The following is a 21,646-nucleotide window of genomic DNA, read 5'->3' as shown; positions in this document are numbered from 1 at the left end:
AAAAGAAGCAGTGTTCCAAACGATTCGGAATACTGCTGCATACGATCAGCTTTGATTTTGTCCGCCCATTTCTTTCTCCTTATCGGTCCTGCTTCCACTTTCTTTTTCATTCTGTTTTTTCTCTTTTTGCTCATTCTTTTCCTCAGACTTTTGCTGCTCGGGCGAGGAAGGCGCCTCTTCCTGATCCGTCGCTTTTTCCGTCTGCTTCTGGATTCGGATCAGCTGCTTGCCGCTGTCGATATCCTGTTCCTCTTTCAGCAGCTTCTCCAGTACTTTGACCCGATCCTGTCTCAGCTTCTTCAACTGCTTTTTCTCCGCCTGGCGCACTTTGTCCGCTTCGTCATATTCACTCTGCTTTAGCTGCTTATACATTTTCATTTGCTGCTGTAAAGCAGTATCGATGGTGTGATCGTCACTGGCTTCCGTCTGTTTTTGACTTTGGGCCTTGGCCTTTTGCTCCTTGGATTCACCGCACCCGGTAATAGCCAGGAGCAGGGCTATACAGAGCGAAAGAATGAACATTTTTTTCATGATGCACAGCTCCTTTCCGGTGAGTATCCTTAGTGTGCCCTCCGGCTGAAGAAACATTTATTCCGATAAACTTTGATTATTTGTATACAAATGAATACAATAGGAAGTAAGGAATATATTTATAGTGAAAAAGGGGGAATAACGTATACATGCCGGAAACGTATCGGAAATCCAAGGTTGAGCATTATTTGGAAAGGCTTCTCATCCGTAAGCAAGGATTGATCCGTCAGCTGGAAATGAGCGGTTTGGAGCAATCGTGTGAATTTATCCGCGGCCAGCTGTCCGCAACGGACATGATTATTTGGGAAATCGCTTCGGAATTTGATTTTATCCATATGATTAACGAGGGGAGAGATGGCCATGACAGTGAACATCGAACAAAATGCACTTGAACCGCCTACACCTCAGCACTCCAGGGCAACACGGACGAAGCTGCTGAGGAGGGCTTTGTTTTTACTGTTGGGTTCCAGCTTTGTGTCCATCGGGCTTGAAATATTTCTCGTGCCCAATAACATTATTGACGGCGGCGTCGTGGGGATCTCGATTATTTTGTCCCACTTGTCGAATTGGCCGCTTGGTATTTTCTTGTTCTTCTTGAATTTGCCCTTCTTTTTCCTCGGTTATAAGCAAATCGGTAAAACCTTCGCACTATCTACTCTATTCAGCGTCATCCTCATGTCTATCGGCACGACCATGCTTCATCCCGTTCCCCCCATCACAATCGATCCTTTGCTGGCTGCTGTATTCGGGGGCATTATTCTCGGCGTCGGTGTCGGGATGGTCATTCGGACAGGGGGGTCGCTGGACGGAACCGAAATCGTAGCCATTCTCGTAAACAAAAAATCGCCGTTCTCCGTCGGGGAGATCGTCATGTTCCTCAACCTGTTCATCCTTGGAAGCGCCGGCTTCGTGTTCGGATGGGATCACGCCATGTATTCGTTAATTGCTTACTATATCGCTTTTAAAATGATAGATATTACTATTGAAGGCTTCGATGAATCCAAATCGGTTTGGATTATCAGCGAAAGCTACAAAGACGTCGGGGAGGCGATTCTTAGCCGTTTAGGGCGCGGTGTCACCTATTTAAATGGAGAAGGGGGCTTTACGGGAGGAGAGAAGAAGGTGATCTTTTGCGTCATTACGCGCTTGGAAGAAGCCAAGCTCAAAACGATCGTCGAAGAGCTCGATCCTACAGCCTTTCTCGCAGTTGGGAATATTCATGATGTCAAAGGGGGACGCTTTAAGAAACGGGATATCCACTAATGCATTCATGCGTTATTTTGAAATTTAGCCGCTGAAAGCAAAATCATTACATATATCGCCGGGCCTGCGGAGTCAGCAGCGAGAAGGGGAGACACGTGAGGATCCTTTTCTAATCCGGTGATAGGGTAATGATTTTTTTGCATTGCAAGGAAAGGAAAGTTCAGGAAAGATCATTGTGCAGCAGCCGGTAATTTAGTATAATCCTAATTAACGTTAGTTAACTATGGATTGGACTAGTGCTTCTTCCGTATCATAAAAAGCTTACCGCGCAAAGGAGCCGGAAACGACATGGAATTTATTGTGAATCATAAATGGATCTTGTTAATTATGCTGGAAGTGGCTGCTTGGGCATCGACTTTCTTTATGCTGTATGCCCGGTACGGCATGCAGTCGAGTTTTTGGTTTAAAGCGGGAGCGGTGCTTTTTGCTATCACGGGCGTGATTCCGCAGGTTTTGCTCGGCCTGCTGAACTTTATTCAATTTAGGGAGCTCGATCTTTTCACACTGATCATCCTGCTTTTGCTTGTGATCGGCTTCTTAAGCAAGAAGCAGGTGAAAAAGCTGGACGCTTGGGCTCAAGCGAGATTTTCGGCCAACCGCCGGCAGCATTAAAAAACTCGGACACAGAAATCACGTGTCCGAGTTTTTTTGTATCCTGAATACATACTGAAGCAGAATGGAGAAGCGGACGGCAATGGAGAACAACAGCGCGCTGATACCGAGTAACTTAAGGTCGACAAAGGCCAGCCAAACGATGAAAGCGGCAGCTGCCAAAAGGAATACGGCCCGTATGCTGTTGATTGTGAGGGAATGGTTCATGCGCAATCCTCCTCGCGTGCTAGAAAGTCACTGTGGCCGCCTGATGCGGCCTCCATTAAACCAGGGAAGATATGTAATAATATATAACATAAAATAGGTATAGTAAACATAAAAAGGCGATTTTGAGCAGAGGAAATAATTGAAATCGAGGGAAATGACGAACTATAAAATTGAAAAAGGAGATTTTTGTTCGCTACTGGTAAAAAAATAAACCTGATTTAAGGATGTTATAAGCAGTTTTTGATTGAAAAATACGAAGTTATAAGCTATAGTACAAATACATATATAAATGTTAGATAAAATAACATTAGATAGTGGAGGAGACACGGGATGAGACGATTGGAAGGGAAGCGAATTGCACTGACCGGTCCGCGAAAGGCGGCTGAATTAAGCGTTATCGTGGAGAAGCTGGGCGGCATTCCGCTCCTTCGCCCCGCTCAGGGAACCGTTGCCGTCGAAAAGGAGCTGGTTCAAGCCGAAATCAGCAAGCTGCTGGCGACTGGGGCCGACTGGGTCATTCTCACCACTTCCGTCGGTACGGATATTTTATATCAGACAGCGGTGGAGATGGGAGCAGGCGAAGCTTTCGTGGAATGCCTGAGAAACTCCAACCTTGCGGCAAGAGGCTATAAAACCTTCAAATATTTAAAAACGCTTGGTCTGGAAGCGAAAATCAAATCGGACGACGGCACTACCGTGGGCATTTTGCGCGAAATGCAGTCCTGTAGTATGAAAGGGCAGCGGGTCGCGCTGCAGCTGTATGGTGATCATGCGCCGCGCCTTGTGCAATGGCTGAAGGAACAGCAGGCGGATTACTACGAAATTTTGCCCTATGAGCATATCCCGCCGGATTTGGATACGATGGACCGGCTTCTGTCGGAAATCAGGAACGGCGAGGTGGATGCCGTTACGTTTACGAGCACGCCCCAGGTCCGGCTTATGATGGCTTATGCCCGCAGGCTGGGTCTGGTGGAGCCGCTTCTCGAAGCGTTCGGCAGCAAAGTGACCGCTGTAGCCGTAGGTAAGGTCACGGCAGAAGCGCTGCGCGATGAAGGCGTGAAAAGGGTCGTAGCGCCCGAAGAAGAACGGATGGGCAGCATGATCGTGGCCTTGGCTCAATATTATGAGAGCCTAACTGTTTCATAAGAAAAAAATGCGGGATGACGTGCTCATCCCGCATTTTCTTTGTCGTTCCAAGCCTGAAGCACAATTACGGCATTGTGGCCGCCGAAGCCGAATGAATTGGACATCCCGATGCTGAGCTTGGCTTCTCTAGCCTGATTTGGCACATAATCGAGATCGCACGACGGATCGGGCGTCTCCTGATTGATGGTGGGCGGGATGATTCCCTCGCGCAGGCTTTGAACCAGGGCAATCGCTTCCGCACCGCCTGCCGCACCCAGCATATGGCCGGTCATGGACTTGTTCGCCGTGACGGGGATACGGTAAGCGGCCTCGCCGAACAATCTTTTGATGGCGGCCGTTTCCGATTTGTCGCCGATCTCCGTGCTGGTAGCGTGGGCGCTGATCACGTCCACCTGTTCCGGCTGCAAAGCCGCTTCGCGCAGCGCCGCCTTCATTGCAAGGTAGGCGCCGGTGCCTTCGGGATGTGTCGCGACCATATGGTACGCATCCGAGCTGGCTCCGTATCCGGTCACTTCGGCCAGGATGCTGGCGCCTCTGCGTCTCGCATGGGAAAGCGACTCGAGGATGACGATGCCCGCTCCCTCCGCCATCACGAACCCGTCCCGCCCGGCGTCGAACGGGCGGCTGGCACCGGCGGGATCGCCGCTGCGGGTAGAGACCGCCGTCGCGTTGCCGAAGCTCGCGAGCGAGATTTCGGTCACCGCCGCCTCGCTGCCTCCGGCGATGATGACATCGGCGCCGCCGTAGCGGATGAGCCGGAACGCCTCGCCGATGGCGGTGTTGCCGATCGAGCAGGCGGTCACCGGCGCCAGCGCAGGCCCGAACGCGCCGTACCGGATGCTGATCATGGCCGCGGCCATGTTGGCGATCATCATCGGCACGAGCGTAGGGCTGACGCGCTCCGGTCCGCGCTGCCGCAGCTGCGCGTCCTGCTCGAGCAGCGTCTGGATGCCGCCGATGCCGGAGCCGACATAGACGCCGAGCCGCTCGTGGTCGATCGCTGCGTCCTGCAGGCCGGCGTCCGTCCAGGCCTGCTCCGCGGCGGCCAGGGCGAACTGGCAGAACCGGTCCATGCGCCGGGCCTCCTTGCGGCCGAAGCGGGCCTCCGCATCGAAATCCTGGACCATGCCCGCGATTTTCGCTTTGTAGCGGGCGGTATCGAATGTATCAATCAGGCGTATGCCGGATTCGCCCCGTTTTAAACGCTCCCAGAACGTATTTACCTCATTGCCAAGCGGGGAAATAACTCCCATACCAGTAATCACGACTCTTTCCATCTTGCATCCTCCCGTTCATTATTAGATAATATGACCAGGTACTAAATTAAGTCATACGTGTATCTTTCCACACTTTTTATCCTAGTACAAGATTGTAATTTATCATAGTATCCGGGGTACCCCCTTGCGGGGCTCAAAGGCGGGATGAGGAAATGAATCGGCAAACGAGATTACAGGCGTTATCCGAGTTTTTAAAAGCGCAGCGGGCCAAAGTATCGCCCGAGTCGGCCGGCTTGACGAGCGGCGCGCGGCGAAGAACGCCGGGCTTAAGGCGCGAGGAGGTCGCTCAGCTGGCTGGGGTCAGTCCGACCTGGTATACCTGGCTGGAGCAGGGCCGGGACATCAAAGTCTCGTCCTTCGTGCTTGATGCAGTCGCTACCGTGCTTCAGCTGAATGCCGACGAGCGGAAATACGTCTATTCCCTGGCGCTGGAGGCGGGACCGACCTCCGGGCTGCCGCCGGAGGAACAGCCGGAGATCAGCCCCTCGCTGCAGAAGATTTTGCAGGAGCTGAAGCATTGCCCGACTATCATCTCGGACCGGCGGTGTCAGATTGTCGGCTGGAACGAAGCGGCGTCCCACGTGTTTCTCGATTTCGAGCAGCTTCCGCCGGAGGAACGGAATATGATCCGTCTGCTGTTTACGCGCAAGGAATTCCAGCGGCTTGCAGTCAACTGGGAGCATTTCGCGAGCGGCTTTCTGGCGATTTTCCGCGCCTATTACGGGCAGTATGTGGAGGACGAGTGGTACGAGCGGTTTCTGGAAACGATGCGGGGAGTACATCCCGAATTCCAGACCTTGTGGGAGCAGAGCCGGGTCAGTTCCTCGCCGGAGGTGCTCATCGAGTTCCGGCATGCGAAGGCGGGGAAGATGCTGTTCCATCTCACTTCGCTGCAGGTGCACGGCAGCGCCGATTTGCGCTGCAGCATCTACACGCCGGTGTCCGGCACGACGACCGAAGCCAAGCTGAAGCAGCTGATGGAGCGGCAGGCCGTTCGCGAAACGTAAGCCCGCATTCGGAGGCGGTTTGGTCTGCATGAAGGGATATGGTATACTTTTCCTGAAAAGTTACCTATCCTTTTTCTATGTTGGAGGCATCATGAATACAATGTCAGTAGTGCAGCTGAAAAATGTGACCAAACGCATCGGCTCCAAAACGATTGTCGATCATTTATCGTTTGACGTGCTTCCCGGTGAGGTTTTCGGCTTTCTCGGACCGAACGGAGCAGGCAAAACAACCACCATCCGAATGATCGTGGGATTGATGTCCATGACGGAAGGCGAGGTGCGCGTCAACGGCTTGAGTGTGAAATCCGAATTCGAGCAGGCGATGATGCACATCGGAGCGATTGTAGAAAATCCGGAATTTTATAAATTTTTGACAGGGTATCAAAATTTGCAGCACTTTGCCAGGATGATTCCAGGCATTACGGAAGAGCGGCTGCAGGAAGTCATTGCGCTGGTCAAGCTGGAGCACCGCATCCACGACAAAGTGAAAACCTATTCGCTCGGCATGCGTCAGCGTCTGGGCGTCGCGCAGGCCATTTTGCACCGTCCGTCGGTGCTGATTCTGGACGAGCCGACCAACGGGCTGGACCCGAGGGCATCCGCGAGTTGAGGGATTATTTACGGCAGCTGACGGTACAGGAAGGACTGGCGGTCATTGTATCGAGCCATTTGCTCTCGGAGATGGAGCTGATGTGCGACCGCGTGGCTATCATCCAGAACGGGAAGCTGCTGGATGTGCGTTCCTTCAAAGAGATGCAGGCTTCGCAGGAAGTGCTGGAGGTCCAGCTGGAGGTCGGACCGGGTAGAAGCTGCCCTTGCGGTCGCAAGCGGGCTGACGGGCGCACAGGGCGCAGGAGCGGTCACGCGCCAGGACGGCCCCGGACCCGATGCTGCTGCCCAGGAGGGAACCGCCGCGCCGGCGGAAGCGGCTGTACAGGATACTGCAGGTACCGTGACGGTAAGACTGCACGGCGGCCGCGAGCAGATCGCCGAGCTGAATGCGCGGCTGGTAGCTTCGGGCATCCGGGTTTACGGCCTCCGGACGCAGAACAAATCTCTGGAGGATCAGTTCCTGGAAGTGACGAGGGGGAATCAAATTGTCTAGCTTTGTCAGGCTCGTACAGAATGAGCAAATGAAGATTTACAACCGGGCCCGGACCTGGGTCATGCTCGGCATCTTGGCGTTGACCGTCATTTTATATGCGGTGCTGTTCAAATATGTGATGGAATCGGGCATGAACAGCGCGCTTCCTTTTATGTCGATGACGGCCGGCTTATCGTTTCTTGTATTCGTCTTCTCCGTCATTGTGGCGGGGGACAGCGTCGCCTCGGAATTTACCTGGGGCACGATCAAGCTGCTGCTCATTCGCCCGGCGACCCGGGCCAAAATATTGGCGGCGAAATACGTCTCGGTGCTGCTGTTTCTGATTACGGCGCTGGCGGCTTTATTCGTAGTCTCGTACTTTGTGGGGCTGATCTTCTTCGGCTTGGGCGGGAGCCCGGGCGAGGCAGGCTCCTTTCCCCGCATCGTTCAGACGTACGGCATCAAATTTGTCGATCTGCTGATGTTCGTCACTCTGGCTTTTATGATCTCGACGGTTTTCCGCAGCAGCTCATTGGCTATAGGCCTCTCGATCTTTCTGATGTTTACCGCGAACGGCGTCGTCCTGATGCTGGCGGGCTTGAAATACAACTGGGTTAAATATACGCTGTTTGCCAATACGGATTTATCGCCGTACCTGCTGGGAGACGAGCCCCTGGTCAAAGGGATGACGCTCGGGTTTTCGGTGACTATGCTCGCGGTTTACTGGATCGTGATGTATGCGGTCTCGTGGCTGTTATTTACGAAGCGGGACGTGGCCGGATAACAGCAGTAGCATTAGTACCAGCAGACCAGTAGAACCATGCAGCTATGCAGCCATGCGAGAAGACGGGGAAAGCCCTGAAAGCCGCATGGCTTTTTTTGTAACCGGGAGAGAGACAATTGAAATGAAAATGACACAAAGGGGACGTGCCGGCCATGCTGGATAAAGTAATCTGGGTTTCTTTGCTGACGCTCTTGATTCATGCCGTCGAAACATTATCCTACGGAGTGCGGCTCGCGGGCGTACGGATGGGCAAGCTGGCTGTCGCCTTATCGCTGACCGGCATGATTGTGCTGGTTTCCCGCACATCGAATCTGATGCAGGCGCCGATGATCGGAGGCATGATCGACGAGGCCAAGCGCAACCCCGGCATCTCGCTGGAGGCGCAGCTGCACATTATTATCGCCGGGGCCTCGCTCGGCACCTTGCTTGCGATTCTGCTCATTCCGACCACCGTCCGCTTATCCGCCAAGCTGATCTCCCGCCTGGAAGTGACGGGATCGCTGCCCCGGCTTTTTCTCGAATCGGTGACGATTCGCAATCTTAAAGTGGCCGGAAAGCAGTTTAAGCCGCCAACCTGGGAAATGATTTCCCGGCTGCGTATCGGTGGCGTGCCGAAGCGGCTTCTTTTCCTCAATACCGTCGTAACGGCTATTTATACAGTAGGGGTGCTCGCGGCGCTGAACGCGTCGTTCCTGATGCCGGAATACAGCACGACGGCGACGCTGTCCTCCGGCTTGATCAACGGCATTGCGACGATTCTGATGACGCTGCTGGTCGATCCGCAGATCGCCTTGCTGACCGACCGGGCGATGAGCGGTCAGGAAAGCATGGCTTCTTTGACCAAAATGTACGGGCTGCTCATGTTTTCGCGGTTTTTCGGTACCTGGCTGGCACAGCTGCTGCTGGTTCCTTCGACCCTGATTATTCAATGGACAGTGCCCTGGTGGTCGTAGCTTAGGGATGATTTACAAATTTTTGAGGCATCTTAGTTAAAAATAATAAGGTTTTTTAAACAATGCCGGGCCGAAAAAGGAAAAAGAAGATTTATGTCGAAATACTACGTTTGCCAGGCAATCTATCTTAAAGGGGAACCGTAAGCCTATGATTCAATTTGAAAAAGTTTCCAAAGTCTATCCCAATGGAACCGTGGGTCTCAACAACATAAATTTGACCATTCAACCAGGCGAGTTTATCGTTATTGTTGGTTTGTCGGGCGCAGGCAAGTCGACGCTGCTGCGGTCGATTAACCGGCTTCACGAAATAACCGATGGTCATATTAAAATCGACGGCAAGTCGATCACCGCCGCCAAAGGCGCCGAGCTTCGCCGGATGCGCCGCGACATCGGCATGATCTTCCAGAGCTTCAATCTGGTCAAGCGAGTGTCCGTGCTGCGCAACGTGCTCTCCGGCCGTGTCGGGTACCACTCGACGCTGAGAACGCTGCTTGGCTTGTTCCCGAAGGAAGATGTAGAGCTGTGTCTCAAAGCGCTGGATCGGGTCAACATCCGGGAAAAAGCTTACGCCCGCGCCGACGAGCTGTCCGGCGGTCAGCAGCAGCGGGTTTCGATTGCCCGCGCCCTGGCGCAGGAGGCCAAAATTATTTTGGCGGACGAGCCGGTAGCTTCCCTCGACCCGTTGACGACCCGTCAGGTCATGGACGACCTGCGGCGGATCAACCAGGAGCTTGGCATTACCACCATCGTCAACCTGCACTTTATCGACTTGGCTCGGGAATATGCGACAAGAATCATCGGTTTGCGCGCAGGGCAGGTCGTCTTCGACGGTCCGGTAGAGGAAGCGACGGACGAGAGGTTCTCCGAAATTTACGGACGTGCGATTAAGAAGGACGAGCTGCTGGGGGTGGACGCCTGATGTCAGCTTCCGAACAACGCAAGAAGCTGGAGAAGCCGTCTTCCCTAAAGACGACCTTGTCGATCGTTCTTATTCTGGTGCTCATTCTGGGCAGCGCGATGGAAACGGATGCTTCCATCCCCGAGCTCATTGAAGGCATTCCCGAGATGGGCAAGCTGTTTTATGATATGTATCCCCCGGACTGGAGCTATTTCAGCACGGTTATCGAGCCGATGCTGGAAACGATTCGGATGGCGATTGTCGGGACGACGGTCGGGGCGATCGTCGCGATTCCTTTTTCCTTTCTCGCCGCACGCAACGTGACGCGGGTTCCCGTGCTGAGCGCCATCTCCCGATTCGTGTTGAACCTGGTGCGGACTATTCCCGACTTGATGTTCGCGGGCGTATTCGCCGCCATCGTAGGGTACGGTGCGTTAGCGGGTACGATCGCACTGGCGTTTTTCTCCTTCGGGCTTATATCCAAAATGACCTATGAGTCCATCGAGTCCATCGATCCCGGACCTCTGGAAGCGATGACAGCGGTAGGAGCCAATAAGCTGCAGTGGATCAATTTCGGCGTCATCCCGCAGGTCACGGCGCAGTTTGCCGCCTATTTTCTGTACACCTTCGAGGTGAACGTGCGTGCCGCTACGATTCTGGGTTTCATCGGAGCCGGCGGTATCGGTCTGATTCTCCAGCGTTCGCTAGACCGCCTGCGTTACGATCAGGCTTCGACGATTATTCTGATTACGCTGGTTGTCGTACTTGTGATTGATTATGTCAGTACGAAATTACGGGAGAAACTGCTATGAAGACAGATACGATGAATAAACATACGGGGGAACGCATTCGTTCCTGGTCCATTGGTATTGTTGTGTTGATTATATTGGTTTGGGCCTTCTCCGGCCTGGAATTTACTGGGATCAAGGATACGGCCGGACAAGTATCCAGAGCGATATTGAGAGGATTGTTTCATCCGGATTGGGGCTATGTGTACCTGCCCGAAGGGGAGGATTTGCTCCGTGGTCTTCTCGAGACAGCGGCTATTGCCGTGCTCGGTACTTTTATCTCAGCCGTTCTCTGTATTCCGTTCGCCTTCTGGGCGGCCAGCACGAGAGGCAAGGCGCGCTGGGCAACGGGCTCGGGTAAATTTGTCCTCAGTCTGATCCGGACGTTTCCCGAGGTGGTTATGGCGATTGTGTTTATTAAAGCCGTAGGGCCTGGGTCTTACGCCGGTGCGCTGGCTTTGGGGGTGCATTCCATCGGGATGCTCGGCAAGCTGTATTCGGAATCGATAGAGAACCTCGATTACGGCCCGAGGGAAGCGCTTGTGGCCTGCGGCGCGAACAAGCTCCAGGTGCTGTGGTTTGCCGTCATTCCGCAGGTGCTGCCTTACTTCTTCTCCTTTGCGCTATACCGCTTTGAAATCAATATCCGCTCGGCGGCCATTCTGGGGGTTATCGGCGCCGGCGGTATCGGAACGCCGCTGTTGTTCGCGTTAGATGCCCGCAGCTGGTCAAGGGTCGGCATTATTTTGCTCGGTGTTATCGTTATGGTTACCATCATCGATATCATCTCAGGTTATATCCGCAAAAGACTTATTTAACCGGCGGCGCAGCGCTTTCTGCTGCAAGGCTTCCCGACAAACCCGATCTTCCCGTACAGGGACGGTCGGGTTTTCTTTTGGTGCGCCCAAGAAAAAAAGACCGTTCGGGCGGATTGCCCAAAACGGTCTGCTGCTGCAAATAAATTATTTCGCGCCCATTTGTTTATTGGCGTCGCGAACGACGTTGAACTTGCTGTCATCGGATTCGGTGTAGCCTCTGTGGGAGTATACATCGTAAATGATTTGTTGACCTTGAGGGTCTTTACCGATAGCAATAAAGGCATCGGCAATCTTTTTACGCCATTCCGGATCCATGTCAGGACGTACGCTGATAGTATCGTTAGGAATCGGTGTAGTGAAGAACAGCACGCGAGTTTTGGAGAAAACGTCCGGTACGTCTTTAACTACGTTCAGACGTGCATCCTGGAACACGGCAGCTGCGTCAACCTCGCCGTTAAGTACGGCAAGCACGCCTTTGTCATGGCCTTTAACAACGATCCCTTGTACGTCTTTATCCGGGTCAATGCCGTTTTTCTTCATTTCCAGACCTGGATAGATGTACCCTGCAGAAGAGGTTACGTCCTGCCAAGCGACTTTCTTGCCTTTCAAATCCGCAATGGATTTAATCGGAGAATCTTTCTTTACGATAACCATGGATTTATAAGAATCCACCAGCTTCGATTTATCTTCTTGACCGGTTTCGTCATTCACGCCGTAGCGTTGAGCTTGAAGCAGCAGGTCAGCCGCTTTCTTCTCGTCATGTGCCAGCACATAGCCGGTTGGAGGAAGGAAGCCGATATCTACTTTCTTGGATGCCATCGCTTCGATGATGGTGTTGTAGTTTGTGGAGATGGAAACTTTTACAGGAATACCGAGTTTGTCGCCGAGCAGCTTTTCCAATGGCTTGGCTTTGGCTTCAAGCGTTTCTGCGCTTTGGGACGGTACGAACTGGACTACGAGCTCTTTAGGTACATACCCCTTTGCAGCAGTTTCTGTTTTGTTGCCCTCTGGAGCCGGTGCAGCCGGAGTTGGCTCCGCCTTCTTCGCACAGCCCGCAGCGATACCCGCAGTCAGTAAAAGAGAAAGACTGATGGTTGTAAACTTTTTTAACATGTTTTTGACCTCCTGTTAAATATGGTATCTCATCCATCATCTACTATAGCATAGAATACCCGAATCAACAGTAAATAAATTATGAAAATATGAAAGAAATTGAAAGCGTTTGGCGAATAATAGCCTTCATTGATCGTGTCGGCCTATTTTTGCTATAGTGGTAACAAGTTCAAATATGAAGCCTGCAAAATCTGAGTCTGAAATTGGAGCTGACGAGTTAATGGATATTAACAAAAGATGTAAGATTATTATTTTGGAAACGAGCGACATCCATGGAGCACTGCTGCCTATACAGTATGCGAATAATGCGCCAACTTCATCCGGATTTGCCAAAATTGCCGCGATGATCGAACAGGAACGAGGGCGCGGAAGCTTCGTCCTTGTCGTGGATAACGGAGATTTGATTCAAGGGACGCCGCTCGTTTATCATCACGCGAAGCTGAATGCGGAAGCACCGAACCCGATGGTCCGCTCCTTGAATGAAGCTGGATACGATGCGGCGGTGCTTGGAAATCACGAGTTCAATTACGGACTGGAGCTGCTTAACAAGGCTGTCCGGGAATCTCATTTCCCGTGGCTGTGCGCCAATATCGTCGATGCGGCGACAGGCGAGCCTTATTTCGGAACGCCGTACCGGATGTTTAAGTCCCCTGAAGGGGTCAAGGTGGCGGTCCTCGGGCTGACGACGCATTACATTCCGCACTGGGAGAAGCCTGAACATATAGCAGGCCTGCGATTCGAGCACGTGCTGGAGTCCGCCCGCAAATGGGTGGCGAAGGTACGCGAGGAGGAGCAGCCGGATGTGATGGTCGTTTCGTACCATGGGGGCTTTGAGCGCGACCTGAATACGGGAGAGCCGACCGAGCCGTTGACGGGCGAAAATGTAGGCTATGCGTTATGTACGGAAGTGGAGGGCATCGATGTGCTGTTGACCGGTCACCAGCATCGTACGATCGCTCAAGAGGTGAACGGCGTAACGGTTGTACAGCCCGGAAGTCAAGGGACGAAGCTGGGGAAAGTGGAGCTCGAGCTTGAGCGCCGTGAGGACCGGTTTGTCATTGTCAGCCGCAAAGCCGAGCTGCTGTCTCCCGAAGGGTTCGAGGCGGTGCCGTCCATCGTGAAGCTGGTGCAAAAGGACGAGGAGCTAACCCAGGCCTGGCTGGATACGCCGATCGGCAAGCTGCTCGGGGATATGAGAATCACCGATCCGATGGCGGTCCGGTTGAAGGAGCATCCGCTGATTGAGTTTATCAACAGAGTGCAGATGGACATTTCCGGTGCCCGGATCTCCAATACCGCTTTGTTCGACAACATATCGCCTGGCTTTCCGCCGGATATTACGATGAGGGATATTGTGTCGAATTACATTTATCCGAACACACTGCAGGTAATCCGGATCAGCGGGCAGGACATTAAAGATGCGCTGGAGCGGTTCGCCTCCTATTTCGCCACCTATACGGGAGGCCCTGTCACTGTAAATCCTGCCTTCAGCGAGCCTAAGCCGCAGCATTATAATTATGATATGTGGGAAGGCATACGGTATAAGCTGAATATTGCCCTGCCGGAAGGCCAGCGTGTCGTCCAGCTTGAATATGAAGGAAAGCCGCTGAATATGAATGCGGAGTATGACGTCGTGATGAACAACTACCGGGCGGGCGGCGGCGGCAATTACACGATGTTCCAAGGTAAGCCTGTGGTCCGGGACATACCTACGGATATGGCGGAGCTGCTGGCCAGCTACATTATGGAGCGCGGTACCATCGAGGCGTCGCTGAATGCCAACTGGGAAGTCATCTGGGAATAGCGGGATCTCGGAATCAAAAGAAACGGGAGTCGCTGAACGCGGCTCCCGAGCTTGTCGAGAAACCCTGAATTTGTGTGATACTCCGGTGGGGTATCCTCCTCCAGCCGCTGTTGAAATCCATGAAATGGATTAGATTTGAAGGTATTTTCACGAATTTCAAAGGCGGACGTAAACTCTTCCGGAAGATACCCCACCTGCGTTGGTACTCATGGTTCACTTAGTAAGGCTTTCTCGACAGCCTGGGGAGTCGCTGAACGCGGCTCCCTGTATTTTATAAAAATACTTTACTAAATTAATGCGTTAATGTATTATCTAACTATTGCATTAAAATAATGTTCAAGTCAGGAGAGGATACGGATGAATGAATTCGAAGTGAAAGGCCGTAAAGTTCTGCATGAGATGAAGCCTTATTCGCCGGGCAAGCCCATCTGGGAAGTGCAGCAGGAGCTGGGGATTGAGAAGGTTGTGAAGCTGGCCTCCAATGAAAATCCGTTCGGGGCTTCCCCTAAAGCAGTGGAGGCGATTGCGGCATTCCTGCCGGAAATTCACCGCTATCCGGATGCGGGGGCCAAGCTGTTGAATCAGGTTATTGCCGAACGGCTGGACCTGCAGCCGGAGCAGCTGATCGTCACCAACGGGGGAGATGAGCTGATTACTCTGGTATCGGAGACATTCCTTGAGGCAGGGGATGAAATCGTCGTGCCTTCTCCTACCTTCAGCGAATATGAATTTGGAGCTACGCTGATGGGGGCGAAGACGGTCAGCGTTCCGCTCAACGAGGACTTCAGCTATAATGTGGACGCGCTGCTGGCTGAGGTAACGGGCCAGACCAAAATCGTCTACCTTTGTTCTCCTAACAACCCGACAGGAACGTATATCGGCAGAGATGAGCTGCAGCGCGTGCTCGATGCTTTGCCGAAGCGGGTATTGGTTCTGTTCGATGCGGCTTACAAGCATTACGCCTCTGCCGAAGATTATTCGGATGGACTTGAATTTGTCCGCGCAGGCTACCCGATTATCGTGCTTCAGACGTTTTCCAAAATTTACGGGCTTGCGGGCATTCGCGTTGGCTTCGGCGCCGCTTCGGTGGAGCTGACGAACTCGATTTATAAGGTAAAAGAGCCGTTCAACGTGAACGCGCTGGCTCAAACGGCAGCGGCAGCAGCCGTCAACGACGACGAGCATGTGTGTAAATCGCAGCAGTTGAACGCAGAAGGCCGCGAACAGCTGTACAAGGGCTTTAAAGAACTGGGATTGTCCTATACGGAAAGTATGACGAATTTTATTCTCGTGGAATTAGGGCCGGATGCTAAAAGTATTTATGACCGGCTGATGGCCGAAGGCATCATCGTCCGCTACGGCGGCGGATGGGGGCTGCCGGGTCATGTCAGGGTTACCGTCGGTACAGATGAAGAAAATGAGCTGTTCCTGACGAAGCTGAAGGGGATTATGGCGGAGGGCTGATCAGGAGCGGACAGGAAAAAAGAGGCTGCACGGAATGAGACAGTCCAACAGAACCGCTGGTAAGCGGAAAGTCTGCCTCAGCAGGGCTATTATAAGCTTAATTGACCGGCAGGGAATGCGGGATTAAAGACCGGACCGGTATGGTCATGAAGAAATGGAAGGCAGCACAGAGTAGAACAAAAGAGGGATTGGATAAGGGAAAAGCAGCAGCGCCCGCCTTCGAAATTCGTGTCGTTCCAGTTAGGCATTCTTTCAAATGAGACGAATTTCAATAGGTTGGAGCCCCCATATCCGCTTCCCTCTCTGTGCTCAGATGTAGGAGCGACGACGAGGACTTAGCCGAAGGCTGCTTTTGGCTCGACAGCTATTCAGCCCGATCGGAACCGCAAAGCCGAAAGTGACTTTGGGGACAGCCTCGCCGCCTGTCTGTATCCATTTAGGCGAGCTCGGCGCCCTGTTCCACGAAGGCCACCCGGCCGCCGCTTAACGAAGCGACCCTGACGAGCGATTCGACCCGGTAGCCTGCATCGTCCAGCTTTTGCCGTCCGCTCTGGAACGACTTTTCAATAACAATGCCGATGCCTGCCACACGGGCGCCGGCTTGTTCTACAATGCGGGCCAGTCCGAAGGCGGCTTCTCCGTGAGCGAGAAAATCGTCGATGATCAGAACGCTGTCGGAAGGCTGAAGAAACTTTTTGGAAATCGTAATTTCGTTGCTTACCTGCTTGGTAAAGGAATAGACGGTTTCCGTATAAATATCGCTCGTAAGAGTCAATGATTTATGCTTGCGGGCGAATAACAGAGGAACTTCCAGCTGCATCGCCGTCATGATCCCCGGGGCAATGCCGGAGGATTCGATGGTCAATACTTTGGTGATCTTCTCGGCAGCGAACAGCTCGGCAAATTGTTTGCCGATGGCAAGCATGAGGCCGGGATCGATCTGATGGTTGAGAAAAGCGTCTACTTTCAATACCTGGTCGCTTAATACGATGCCCTCGCGCAGTACCGTTTCCTGGAGCAGTTTCAAAATAGAGGCCTCCTTGCTACGTTTTCTTTTCCTCAGATTATATAGGAAGCCGGAGCTATTATCTAGAGAAGGCCGGTTGAATTGTGCACGGTCCCCTATCGCAGGCGGCAATTTTAGACAGGCAGCCCGACGCACGTCAGGGCCTGAGCCTATAGGGCAATCCATCCTTCCTGTTCTTGTAAAAAAAGGATACACCGTTCGTACAGGCTGTAGTATGATCAATGCGTATGCATCATTTTTTATAATCCAATGCTTGCGGGGAGGAATAATCAAATGAGTTTATTGCTATGGCCAGACGGAACACCGAATGCGCTTGGGGAGACGGCGGATGACCGGCCGACCTTGGTTCCTTATCTTGTACAAGGCGGGGATCCTGCGCCTGCGGTCATCGTATGCCCTGGAGGAGGTTACGCCCGGCGGGCGGATCATGAAGGCGCTCCTGTAGCGCAATGGCTCAATACGCTCGGGATCTCGGCATTCGTCGTTCACTACCGGGTCGCGCCGTACCGGCACCCCAACCCGTTAATGGATGCGCAGCGGGCGATACGGACCGTTCGCAGCCGAGCGCAGGAATGGAACGTCGATCCTTCCCGTGTCGGTATTCTCGGCTTTTCGGCAGGCGGCCACCTGGCTTCGTCCGCGGGTGTGCATTACGACTCGGGCCGTCCGGACGCCGAGGATCTGATTGAACGCGAAAGCAGCCGGCCCGACCTGCTCGTGCTGTGCTACCCTGTGATCAGCTTCGGTCCTGATGCGCACAAAGGCTCGCAAGCCAATCTGCTGGGCGAGGATGCGGACATCAGCCTGATCGAGCGGATGTCGAGCGAGCGTCAGGTGACGGAGCAGACGCCTCCGACGTTCCTGTGGCATACGGCGGACGATGCCTCCGTTCCGGTGGAGAACAGCTTGTTGTTCGCTTCGGCGCTCAGCCGCAATAAGGTTCCTTTCGAGCTGCATGTGTTTGAGAGCGGACGCCACGGGCTAGGGCTGGCGGCCGAGCATCCGGGCGTCAGCGCATGGACCTCGGTGTGCGCAGCCTGGCTGAAGAAGCAGGGTTTCTAACTCTAACTTTCTATGCAAAGGCTTTCTTGGATGCGCTGCCAATAAACCGGTCCGCACAGGCTGCTGACAGCCGGATAGGCGGCGGGATAGATTGGTTATAACCATTCTTTCACTTGAGAACAAGCTTGCGAATATGCGTTAATAGTAGTGTAGCAGGCCAGCTAACACTCAAGGAAAGGAGTGATCTGAACAAATGATTACACATGCTGAGGTGGTCTCTGCTTAGGCAGGGACACTCCATAACCCGCAGGGGGGCCTGAGGGCCTCCCTTATATTCCAAGAGAACGATAGACACGGCACCTGCAGATAAGGTATAATTTGGGAAGTAACGGAATCATGAAAATATGACGAAGGGAGTGGCGTTCGATGTTTGAAGGCACAATCATTAGAAAAGGGTTTTGGCTGAATTGAATAAGCATTTTCTCCATCACCGTCACCTGACGTCATTGACATGAAACCATGACATATACGGACACCCAGGCACGATACGGCTGATCGTGTTTTTTTGTTTTTTGACCAATACCCGAATCAGGAGGCTCTGTACGGAGCGGATCCGCCACACGGGCCGATTCCTTTCGGGCTGGAGCTAAAAAACAACCCTGCTTCCAAAGCCGATGCTGGCATAAGCCAACCGGCAGGTCGCATGGTTTGGAAAACGTCAATGGACGTTTATCGCTTAACCAGATCAGGAGGTGTAAAGATGAAAATGCTTATTCCTTTCGCGACGTCGCTTGCAACGAAAGCACGGAAGGAGGATTTCATCGATGGGGTACAAAAACGGAAAGGATATTCTTCCCCCTAGCCTGCTGAAGCAGCTGCAGGATTATATTCAGGGAGAGATTATCTATATCCCGAAGAAAGAACAGACTCGCGCAGGCTGGGGAGAGAACAACGGCACCCGCCAAACGATCCAGCGGCGTAACCACGAAATATTCAAGCTCTATGAGAACGGCTTGACCGTATCGGAGTTGATTCAAAAGTATCATCTGTCCGAGGACAGCATACGCAAAATTATCGTCAAAACCCGCGTAGTCGTGGCCGCACAGCATTAGCTGGGGCCGTGGCTGCGGATGGGGTTCCTAAATAGATGCATATGAAAAAAAAGCCGTAAGGCTTTTTTTATTTGCCGTCTGCCGGCATTGGCAGACGGCGGTTCCGCGGGCTAAATCAGCTTCAGTCCGCTGATCAGTATAATCGCGGCCATGATGGTTCTGAGCGGCTTGGCGGGAAGTTTGGCCGACAGGCCGCTTCCCAGAAGGACGCCGGGCACGGAACCCATCAGCAGGTTGAAGGCAAGGCCGTAATCGATATTACCGAAGCCGGCATGCATGATGCCTGCCGCAGAGACGAGCAGGAAGGCATGCGCAATATCGGTTCCGACCAATTCCGCGGCGGTCATCCGGAAGAAGAACATCATGGCAATCGCAAACAGGGAACCGGAGCCGATGGATGTCATCCCGACGATAAAACCCAGTACAACCCCGATGCCGATCGTGAGCCAGCGCTTTTCTTCCAAAGGTTTATTTTGCAATCGGCTGCCTTCCAGGCGGCCGAACCATTGTTTGGCAATGCTGAGAAGAGCTACGATGATTAGAATGATGCCAAGTGTATGTTTAATGATGGTTTCCTGAATGCTGTGCAGCGGCGGATACAGCTCGAGCAGCAAGATGGCAACAATGGCGCTGGGCACACTGCCGAGGGCTAAATACAGCACGAGCTTGAACTGAATCGTCTTCTGACGGTAATGCTGAATGCTTCCGAACAGCTTCGTAATTGAGTTGTAAAATAAATCGGTTGCGACAGCGACCGTCGGTTGAATACCTACAAATACCAGGATCGGCGTCAACAGCGCCGCCCCTCCGACTCCGGTTAATCCAACAAGCAGGCCGACAAGAAGGCCCATAAAAGCAATTGTCCAGTCCATAATTCCACCCCATGCATTTGTATGCTCTGCAAGCTATATGCCTATTATAATTCCTACTAAGATTATCGGCAATATGTGTTTTAAAAAATTATAAAAAACTCCCCATACTATATGAGGATCCGGGTGTCTCGGTGAATAACCGGGCATAACAAAAACGCCGGCTACTGTTAGCGAAGCGGCGTTTTTGTCGCATCTGAAGGAAAGCTTATTCCTCCGGCTGGCCGGAAGCTTTGCGGAGCTCATTAGCTAGCCGGTGAAATTCTTCCTTGGCATCTTTGGAGTTAGTACAGCTGTAGGCTGCAGCTAAAAAGGCAATAATCTTATTGGCATCTTGAGCGCTCAGCATCAGAATACTCCTTTCCAAACCGCATGTAGTGTAGGTAGGAAGCGTGTACTGCATCTTATGCCGGTAACGCTATTTTGGTAACGGCGCAGGAAAAAGGCCCCTGTGCCATGCTTTTCGCTTTTGATATGATAAAAGTGGTCATGCAAGACCATGAAAGGAGGGAGCATGGATGGTGTGGGTTTTCGTTTACGGTACTCTGCTCGCCGGGGAGGACAACCATCCTGTTGCCGCCTCCTACGCGGCCAGGATCGAACCGGGCAGCGTCCGCGGTACACTTTACGATTGCGGGCCCTATCCGGGGCTTGTGCCGAATGTGAACGGCGGCCGGGTTTATGGAGAATGGCTCCATGTAACGGAGGAGGGGCTTGCCGCAATGGATATGCTGGAAGAGTATTACGGGCCGGGCGCATGCAACGATTACGAAAGAGTACTCCTGCGCGATGCAGAGACTGCACGGGAGGGATGGGGGTATGTATGGAACGATTCCCGGGGATGTCCTCCAATTCCGGGCGGCAGCTGGCGCAGGCACAGGAACAGCAAAAGAGCTTAAGCGGAGTGGTGCTCCCTTAAGCTCTTCTTGGTATTTGCCGCTGCCATTCGTCACGTTCGGATTTTTTGATAATCTCGGTCATCCGTACAATCACCGATCCGCTCTCTTCTTCGCCGAACAGCTCCTTGAGCTGGGCAAAGCCGACATTGTCGTGGAGCAGTTTCCGGGACACGGAAGAATCTTTATACCAAGCCTCGGTAATAGCGAACAGGCCTTCTTTTTTCAGCCACACCTCATGGTAATAATGCTCGCCTTCATTCTGTACCTTGAGTGTCATATAACAGGCGGACATAGGGATACGGGGATCGGAAAGGCGTTGGTTCACAACAGACCCGGAAGCCACCGGCTGACCGAAAACAACATACTTCGACACCCTTTTGAATAATATATCGAAATTTTCCATGCTTAATGTCACATCCTGTAATGATTTTTTCAATAGTTCTCAGGTTTCATTTTATGTAAAAATTATATAAAGAAGTCTTTATGTTTATTCTATCATAGTTCTTAAGTAATATAAATGATTGTTTTTTCTCCGGTTATTTAAAAGAATGCTATAATAAAGCCATATATTTATAGACAGAAGGAGACACCAAGAGATGCCGAATTCCCGCATATTATTGGCTGATGACGAATCGACGCTCCGGTTTTTGTTAACGGAGACGCTGGATATAGAAGGATACGACATTACGGAGGCGGAGGATGGCAGAGCGGCGCTGCAGTTCGTTCAGGCCGACCGATACGACCTGATCATTCTGGATTATATGATGCCGGAGCTTACCGGCGTGGAAGTATGCGAATGGCTGCGCAGTCACCCGAATCCGAATCAGCAGGCGCCGGTTATTCTGCTGACCGCCAAGGCGCTGGAGAAAGACAGGGAGCGAGCCAAAGCGGCAGGGGTGACGGCTTACATTGTAAAGCCCTTCAGTCCTCTGCAGCTGGTGGATACGGTGGAGCAGTTGATTGCGGACTCGCAGTAATTCGATTATTT

24 protein-coding genes and 1 pseudogene are annotated in these 21,646 nt (G+C 52.6%); 17 read left to right on the top strand and 8 right to left on the bottom strand.

Translation table 11 applies throughout. From position 1 onward, the window contains the following. Nucleotides 1–45: 45 nt before the first annotated feature. On the bottom strand, nt 46–531 hold the full coding sequence (locus ACHHV8_RS26955; RefSeq protein WP_395162445.1) for a hypothetical protein: 486 nt from the start codon (nt 529–531) through the stop codon (nt 46–48). Nucleotides 532–680: 149 nt separating this feature from the next. On the opposite strand from ACHHV8_RS26955, the gene ACHHV8_RS26950 reads away from it, so the two are divergent. The 3 genes from ACHHV8_RS26950 (at nt 681) to ACHHV8_RS26940 (ending at nt 2,406) form a co-directional block, all read left to right on the top strand. After that, a complete protein-coding gene (locus ACHHV8_RS26950; RefSeq protein WP_395162444.1) occupies nt 681–923 on the top strand; it encodes a hypothetical protein in 243 nt (80 codons plus the stop codon). Next, nucleotides 892–1,794, top strand: coding sequence for a YitT family protein (locus ACHHV8_RS26945; protein WP_395162443.1), 903 nt, complete (start codon nt 892–894; stop codon nt 1,792–1,794). Before ACHHV8_RS26950 ends, ACHHV8_RS26945 begins: the two co-directional genes overlap by 32 nt. Before the next feature lie 288 nt (nt 1,795–2,082). Then, on the top strand, nt 2,083–2,406 hold the full coding sequence (locus tag ACHHV8_RS26940; protein ID WP_395162442.1) for a hypothetical protein: 324 nt from the start codon (nt 2,083–2,085) through the stop codon (nt 2,404–2,406). An 18-nt stretch (nt 2,407–2,424) separates the two neighbouring features. Here ACHHV8_RS26940 and ACHHV8_RS26935 read toward each other — a convergent pair whose 3' ends face one another. After that, nucleotides 2,425–2,613 carry a hypothetical protein gene (locus ACHHV8_RS26935; protein WP_395162441.1) on the bottom strand — a complete coding sequence of 63 codons (189 nt, stop codon included), beginning with the start codon at nt 2,611–2,613 and terminating at the stop codon, nt 2,425–2,427. A gap of 330 nt (nt 2,614–2,943) precedes the next feature. Here ACHHV8_RS26935 and ACHHV8_RS26930 point away from each other — a divergent pair, with 330 nt between their 5' ends. Beyond that, nucleotides 2,944–3,759 (top strand): uroporphyrinogen-III synthase, encoded by an 816-nt coding sequence (locus tag ACHHV8_RS26930; RefSeq protein ID WP_395162440.1) that lies wholly within the window; start codon nt 2,944–2,946, stop codon nt 3,757–3,759. Between the two features lie 23 nt (nt 3,760–3,782). Here ACHHV8_RS26930 and fabF read toward each other — a convergent pair whose 3' ends face one another. After that, nucleotides 3,783–5,036: a beta-ketoacyl-ACP synthase II gene (fabF, locus tag ACHHV8_RS26925; protein ID WP_395162439.1), complete on the bottom strand. Its 1,254-nt coding sequence runs from the start codon at nt 5,034–5,036 to the stop codon at nt 3,783–3,785. 152 nt (nt 5,037–5,188) lie between these two features. Between fabF and ACHHV8_RS26920 the strand changes: the two genes are divergently transcribed. The 7 genes and pseudogenes from ACHHV8_RS26920 to phnE (ACHHV8_RS26890) all read left to right on the top strand — a co-directional run bounded on the left by ACHHV8_RS26920 (nt 5,189) and on the right by phnE (ACHHV8_RS26890) (nt 11,368). Further along, nucleotides 5,189–6,043, top strand: a complete 855-nt coding sequence (locus ACHHV8_RS26920) for a helix-turn-helix transcriptional regulator (RefSeq protein ID WP_395162438.1) — start codon at nt 5,189–5,191, stop codon at nt 6,041–6,043. A gap of 91 nt (nt 6,044–6,134) precedes the next feature. After that, nucleotides 6,135–7,148: pseudogene (locus ACHHV8_RS26915) on the top strand (ABC transporter ATP-binding protein). Continuing rightward, nucleotides 7,141–7,911 (top strand): ABC transporter permease, encoded by a 771-nt coding sequence (locus ACHHV8_RS26910; RefSeq protein ID WP_395162437.1) that lies wholly within the window; start codon nt 7,141–7,143, stop codon nt 7,909–7,911. Before ACHHV8_RS26915 ends, ACHHV8_RS26910 begins: the two are co-directional and overlap by 8 nt. Nucleotides 7,912–8,063: 152 nt before the next feature. Beyond that, a complete protein-coding gene (locus ACHHV8_RS26905; protein ID WP_395162436.1) occupies nt 8,064–8,864 on the top strand; it encodes a lipid II flippase Amj family protein in 801 nt (266 codons plus the stop codon). Nucleotides 8,865–9,012: 148 nt separating this feature from the next. After that, nucleotides 9,013–9,783: a phosphonate ABC transporter ATP-binding protein gene (gene phnC / locus ACHHV8_RS26900; protein ID WP_395162435.1), complete on the top strand. Its 771-nt coding sequence runs from the start codon at nt 9,013–9,015 to the stop codon at nt 9,781–9,783. After that, nucleotides 9,783–10,574: a phosphonate ABC transporter, permease protein PhnE gene (phnE, locus tag ACHHV8_RS26895; protein ID WP_395162434.1), complete on the top strand. Its 792-nt coding sequence runs from the start codon at nt 9,783–9,785 to the stop codon at nt 10,572–10,574. The genes phnC and phnE (ACHHV8_RS26895) overlap by 1 nt, the downstream gene beginning before the upstream one ends. Further along, entirely contained in the window at nt 10,571–11,368 is a 798-nt protein-coding gene (phnE, locus tag ACHHV8_RS26890) for a phosphonate ABC transporter, permease protein PhnE (protein ID WP_395162433.1), read from the top strand. Before phnE (ACHHV8_RS26895) ends, phnE (ACHHV8_RS26890) begins: the two co-directional genes overlap by 4 nt. Before the next feature lie 144 nt (nt 11,369–11,512). Here the strand turns inward: phnE (ACHHV8_RS26890) and ACHHV8_RS26885 are convergent, their stop codons facing one another. After that, complete coding sequence (locus ACHHV8_RS26885; protein WP_395162432.1) at nt 11,513–12,481, bottom strand: phosphate/phosphite/phosphonate ABC transporter substrate-binding protein; 969 nt, start codon at nt 12,479–12,481, stop codon at nt 11,513–11,515. A 220-nt stretch (nt 12,482–12,701) separates the two neighbouring features. Here ACHHV8_RS26885 and ACHHV8_RS26880 point away from each other — a divergent pair, with 220 nt between their 5' ends. Beyond that, the gene (locus ACHHV8_RS26880; RefSeq protein ID WP_395162431.1) at nt 12,702–14,285 is read left to right on the top strand and encodes a bifunctional metallophosphatase/5'-nucleotidase; all 1,584 of its coding nucleotides are present in this window, start codon (nt 12,702–12,704) and stop codon (nt 14,283–14,285) included. A 357-nt stretch (nt 14,286–14,642) separates the two neighbouring features. Further along, entirely contained in the window at nt 14,643–15,749 is a 1,107-nt protein-coding gene (gene hisC / locus ACHHV8_RS26875) for a histidinol-phosphate transaminase (protein ID WP_395162430.1), read from the top strand. Between the two features lie 436 nt (nt 15,750–16,185). On the opposite strand, the gene ACHHV8_RS26870 is transcribed toward hisC, so the two are convergent. Continuing rightward, nucleotides 16,186–16,776 carry a xanthine phosphoribosyltransferase gene (locus ACHHV8_RS26870; RefSeq protein ID WP_395162429.1) on the bottom strand — a complete coding sequence of 197 codons (591 nt, stop codon included), beginning with the start codon at nt 16,774–16,776 and terminating at the stop codon, nt 16,186–16,188. A 273-nt stretch (nt 16,777–17,049) separates the two neighbouring features. On the opposite strand from ACHHV8_RS26870, the gene ACHHV8_RS26865 reads away from it, so the two are divergent. Continuing rightward, the gene (locus tag ACHHV8_RS26865) at nt 17,050–17,838 is read left to right on the top strand and encodes an alpha/beta hydrolase (RefSeq protein WP_395162428.1); all 789 of its coding nucleotides are present in this window, start codon (nt 17,050–17,052) and stop codon (nt 17,836–17,838) included. A 764-nt stretch (nt 17,839–18,602) separates the two neighbouring features. Beyond that, the gene (locus tag ACHHV8_RS26860) at nt 18,603–18,890 is read left to right on the top strand and encodes a CD3324 family protein (protein ID WP_395162427.1); all 288 of its coding nucleotides are present in this window, start codon (nt 18,603–18,605) and stop codon (nt 18,888–18,890) included. Nucleotides 18,891–19,000: 110 nt separating this feature from the next. On the opposite strand, the gene ACHHV8_RS26855 is transcribed toward ACHHV8_RS26860, so the two are convergent. Both ACHHV8_RS26855 and ACHHV8_RS26850 read right to left on the bottom strand, forming a co-directional pair. Beyond that, nucleotides 19,001–19,762: a sulfite exporter TauE/SafE family protein gene (locus tag ACHHV8_RS26855; protein ID WP_395162426.1), complete on the bottom strand. Its 762-nt coding sequence runs from the start codon at nt 19,760–19,762 to the stop codon at nt 19,001–19,003. Between the two features lie 205 nt (nt 19,763–19,967). Continuing rightward, nucleotides 19,968–20,108 carry an N-acetylmuramoyl-L-alanine amidase gene (locus ACHHV8_RS26850; protein WP_395162425.1) on the bottom strand — a complete coding sequence of 47 codons (141 nt, stop codon included), beginning with the start codon at nt 20,106–20,108 and terminating at the stop codon, nt 19,968–19,970. 169 nt (nt 20,109–20,277) lie between these two features. Between ACHHV8_RS26850 and ACHHV8_RS26845 the strand changes: the two genes are divergently transcribed. Next, nucleotides 20,278–20,658 carry a gamma-glutamylcyclotransferase family protein gene (locus ACHHV8_RS26845; RefSeq protein ID WP_395162424.1) on the top strand — a complete coding sequence of 127 codons (381 nt, stop codon included), beginning with the start codon at nt 20,278–20,280 and terminating at the stop codon, nt 20,656–20,658. Nucleotides 20,659–20,674: 16 nt separating this feature from the next. Here ACHHV8_RS26845 and ACHHV8_RS26840 read toward each other — a convergent pair whose 3' ends face one another. Further along, on the bottom strand, nt 20,675–21,061 hold the full coding sequence (locus ACHHV8_RS26840) for a hypothetical protein (protein ID WP_395162423.1): 387 nt from the start codon (nt 21,059–21,061) through the stop codon (nt 20,675–20,677). Nucleotides 21,062–21,254: 193 nt separating this feature from the next. On the opposite strand from ACHHV8_RS26840, the gene ACHHV8_RS26835 reads away from it, so the two are divergent. Beyond that, complete coding sequence (locus ACHHV8_RS26835; RefSeq protein ID WP_395162422.1) at nt 21,255–21,635, top strand: response regulator; 381 nt, start codon at nt 21,255–21,257, stop codon at nt 21,633–21,635. The last annotated feature ends 11 nt before the right edge of the window (nt 21,636–21,646 follow it).

The organism is Paenibacillus sp. TAB_01 (assembly GCF_043945595.1).
Classification (GTDB): Bacteria; Bacillota; Bacilli; order Paenibacillales; family NBRC-103111; genus Paenibacillus_S.
Note: the sequence above shows the minus strand (reverse complement) of the source record. Positions and strands in the feature narration are given on the sequence as shown.

Bases quoted from the DNA above. Each gene is read 5' to 3' on its own strand.
- ACHHV8_RS26955 (WP_395162445.1), bottom strand. From the start codon at position 531: ATGAAAAAAATGTTCATTCTTTCGCTCTGTATAGCCCTGCTCCTGGCT.
- ACHHV8_RS26950 (WP_395162444.1), top strand. From the start codon at position 681: ATGCCGGAAACGTATCGGAAATCCAAGGTTGAGCATTATTTGGAAAGG.
- ACHHV8_RS26945 (WP_395162443.1), top strand. From the start codon at position 892: ATGACAGTGAACATCGAACAAAATGCACTTGAACCGCCTACACCTCAG.
- ACHHV8_RS26940 (WP_395162442.1), top strand. From the start codon at position 2,083: ATGGAATTTATTGTGAATCATAAATGGATCTTGTTAATTATGCTGGAA.
- ACHHV8_RS26935 (WP_395162441.1), bottom strand. From the start codon at position 2,613: ATGAACCATTCCCTCACAATCAACAGCATACGGGCCGTATTCCTTTTG.
- ACHHV8_RS26930 (WP_395162440.1), top strand. From the start codon at position 2,944: ATGAGACGATTGGAAGGGAAGCGAATTGCACTGACCGGTCCGCGAAAG.
- fabF (WP_395162439.1), bottom strand. From the start codon at position 5,036: ATGGAAAGAGTCGTGATTACTGGTATGGGAGTTATTTCCCCGCTTGGC.
- ACHHV8_RS26920 (WP_395162438.1), top strand. From the start codon at position 5,189: ATGAATCGGCAAACGAGATTACAGGCGTTATCCGAGTTTTTAAAAGCG.
- ACHHV8_RS26905 (WP_395162436.1), top strand. From the start codon at position 8,064: ATGCTGGATAAAGTAATCTGGGTTTCTTTGCTGACGCTCTTGATTCAT.
- phnC (WP_395162435.1), top strand. From the start codon at position 9,013: ATGATTCAATTTGAAAAAGTTTCCAAAGTCTATCCCAATGGAACCGTG.
- phnE (WP_395162434.1), top strand. From the start codon at position 9,783: ATGTCAGCTTCCGAACAACGCAAGAAGCTGGAGAAGCCGTCTTCCCTA.
- phnE (WP_395162433.1), top strand. From the start codon at position 10,571: ATGAAGACAGATACGATGAATAAACATACGGGGGAACGCATTCGTTCC.
- ACHHV8_RS26885 (WP_395162432.1), bottom strand. From the start codon at position 12,481: ATGTTAAAAAAGTTTACAACCATCAGTCTTTCTCTTTTACTGACTGCG.
- ACHHV8_RS26880 (WP_395162431.1), top strand. From the start codon at position 12,702: ATGGATATTAACAAAAGATGTAAGATTATTATTTTGGAAACGAGCGAC.
- hisC (WP_395162430.1), top strand. From the start codon at position 14,643: ATGAATGAATTCGAAGTGAAAGGCCGTAAAGTTCTGCATGAGATGAAG.
- ACHHV8_RS26865 (WP_395162428.1), top strand. From the start codon at position 17,050: ATGAGTTTATTGCTATGGCCAGACGGAACACCGAATGCGCTTGGGGAG.
- ACHHV8_RS26860 (WP_395162427.1), top strand. From the start codon at position 18,603: ATGGGGTACAAAAACGGAAAGGATATTCTTCCCCCTAGCCTGCTGAAG.
- ACHHV8_RS26855 (WP_395162426.1), bottom strand. From the start codon at position 19,762: ATGGACTGGACAATTGCTTTTATGGGCCTTCTTGTCGGCCTGCTTGTT.
- ACHHV8_RS26850 (WP_395162425.1), bottom strand. From the start codon at position 20,108: ATGCTGAGCGCTCAAGATGCCAATAAGATTATTGCCTTTTTAGCTGCA.
- ACHHV8_RS26845 (WP_395162424.1), top strand. From the start codon at position 20,278: ATGGTGTGGGTTTTCGTTTACGGTACTCTGCTCGCCGGGGAGGACAAC.
- ACHHV8_RS26840 (WP_395162423.1), bottom strand. From the start codon at position 21,061: ATGGAAAATTTCGATATATTATTCAAAAGGGTGTCGAAGTATGTTGTT.
- ACHHV8_RS26835 (WP_395162422.1), top strand. From the start codon at position 21,255: ATGCCGAATTCCCGCATATTATTGGCTGATGACGAATCGACGCTCCGG.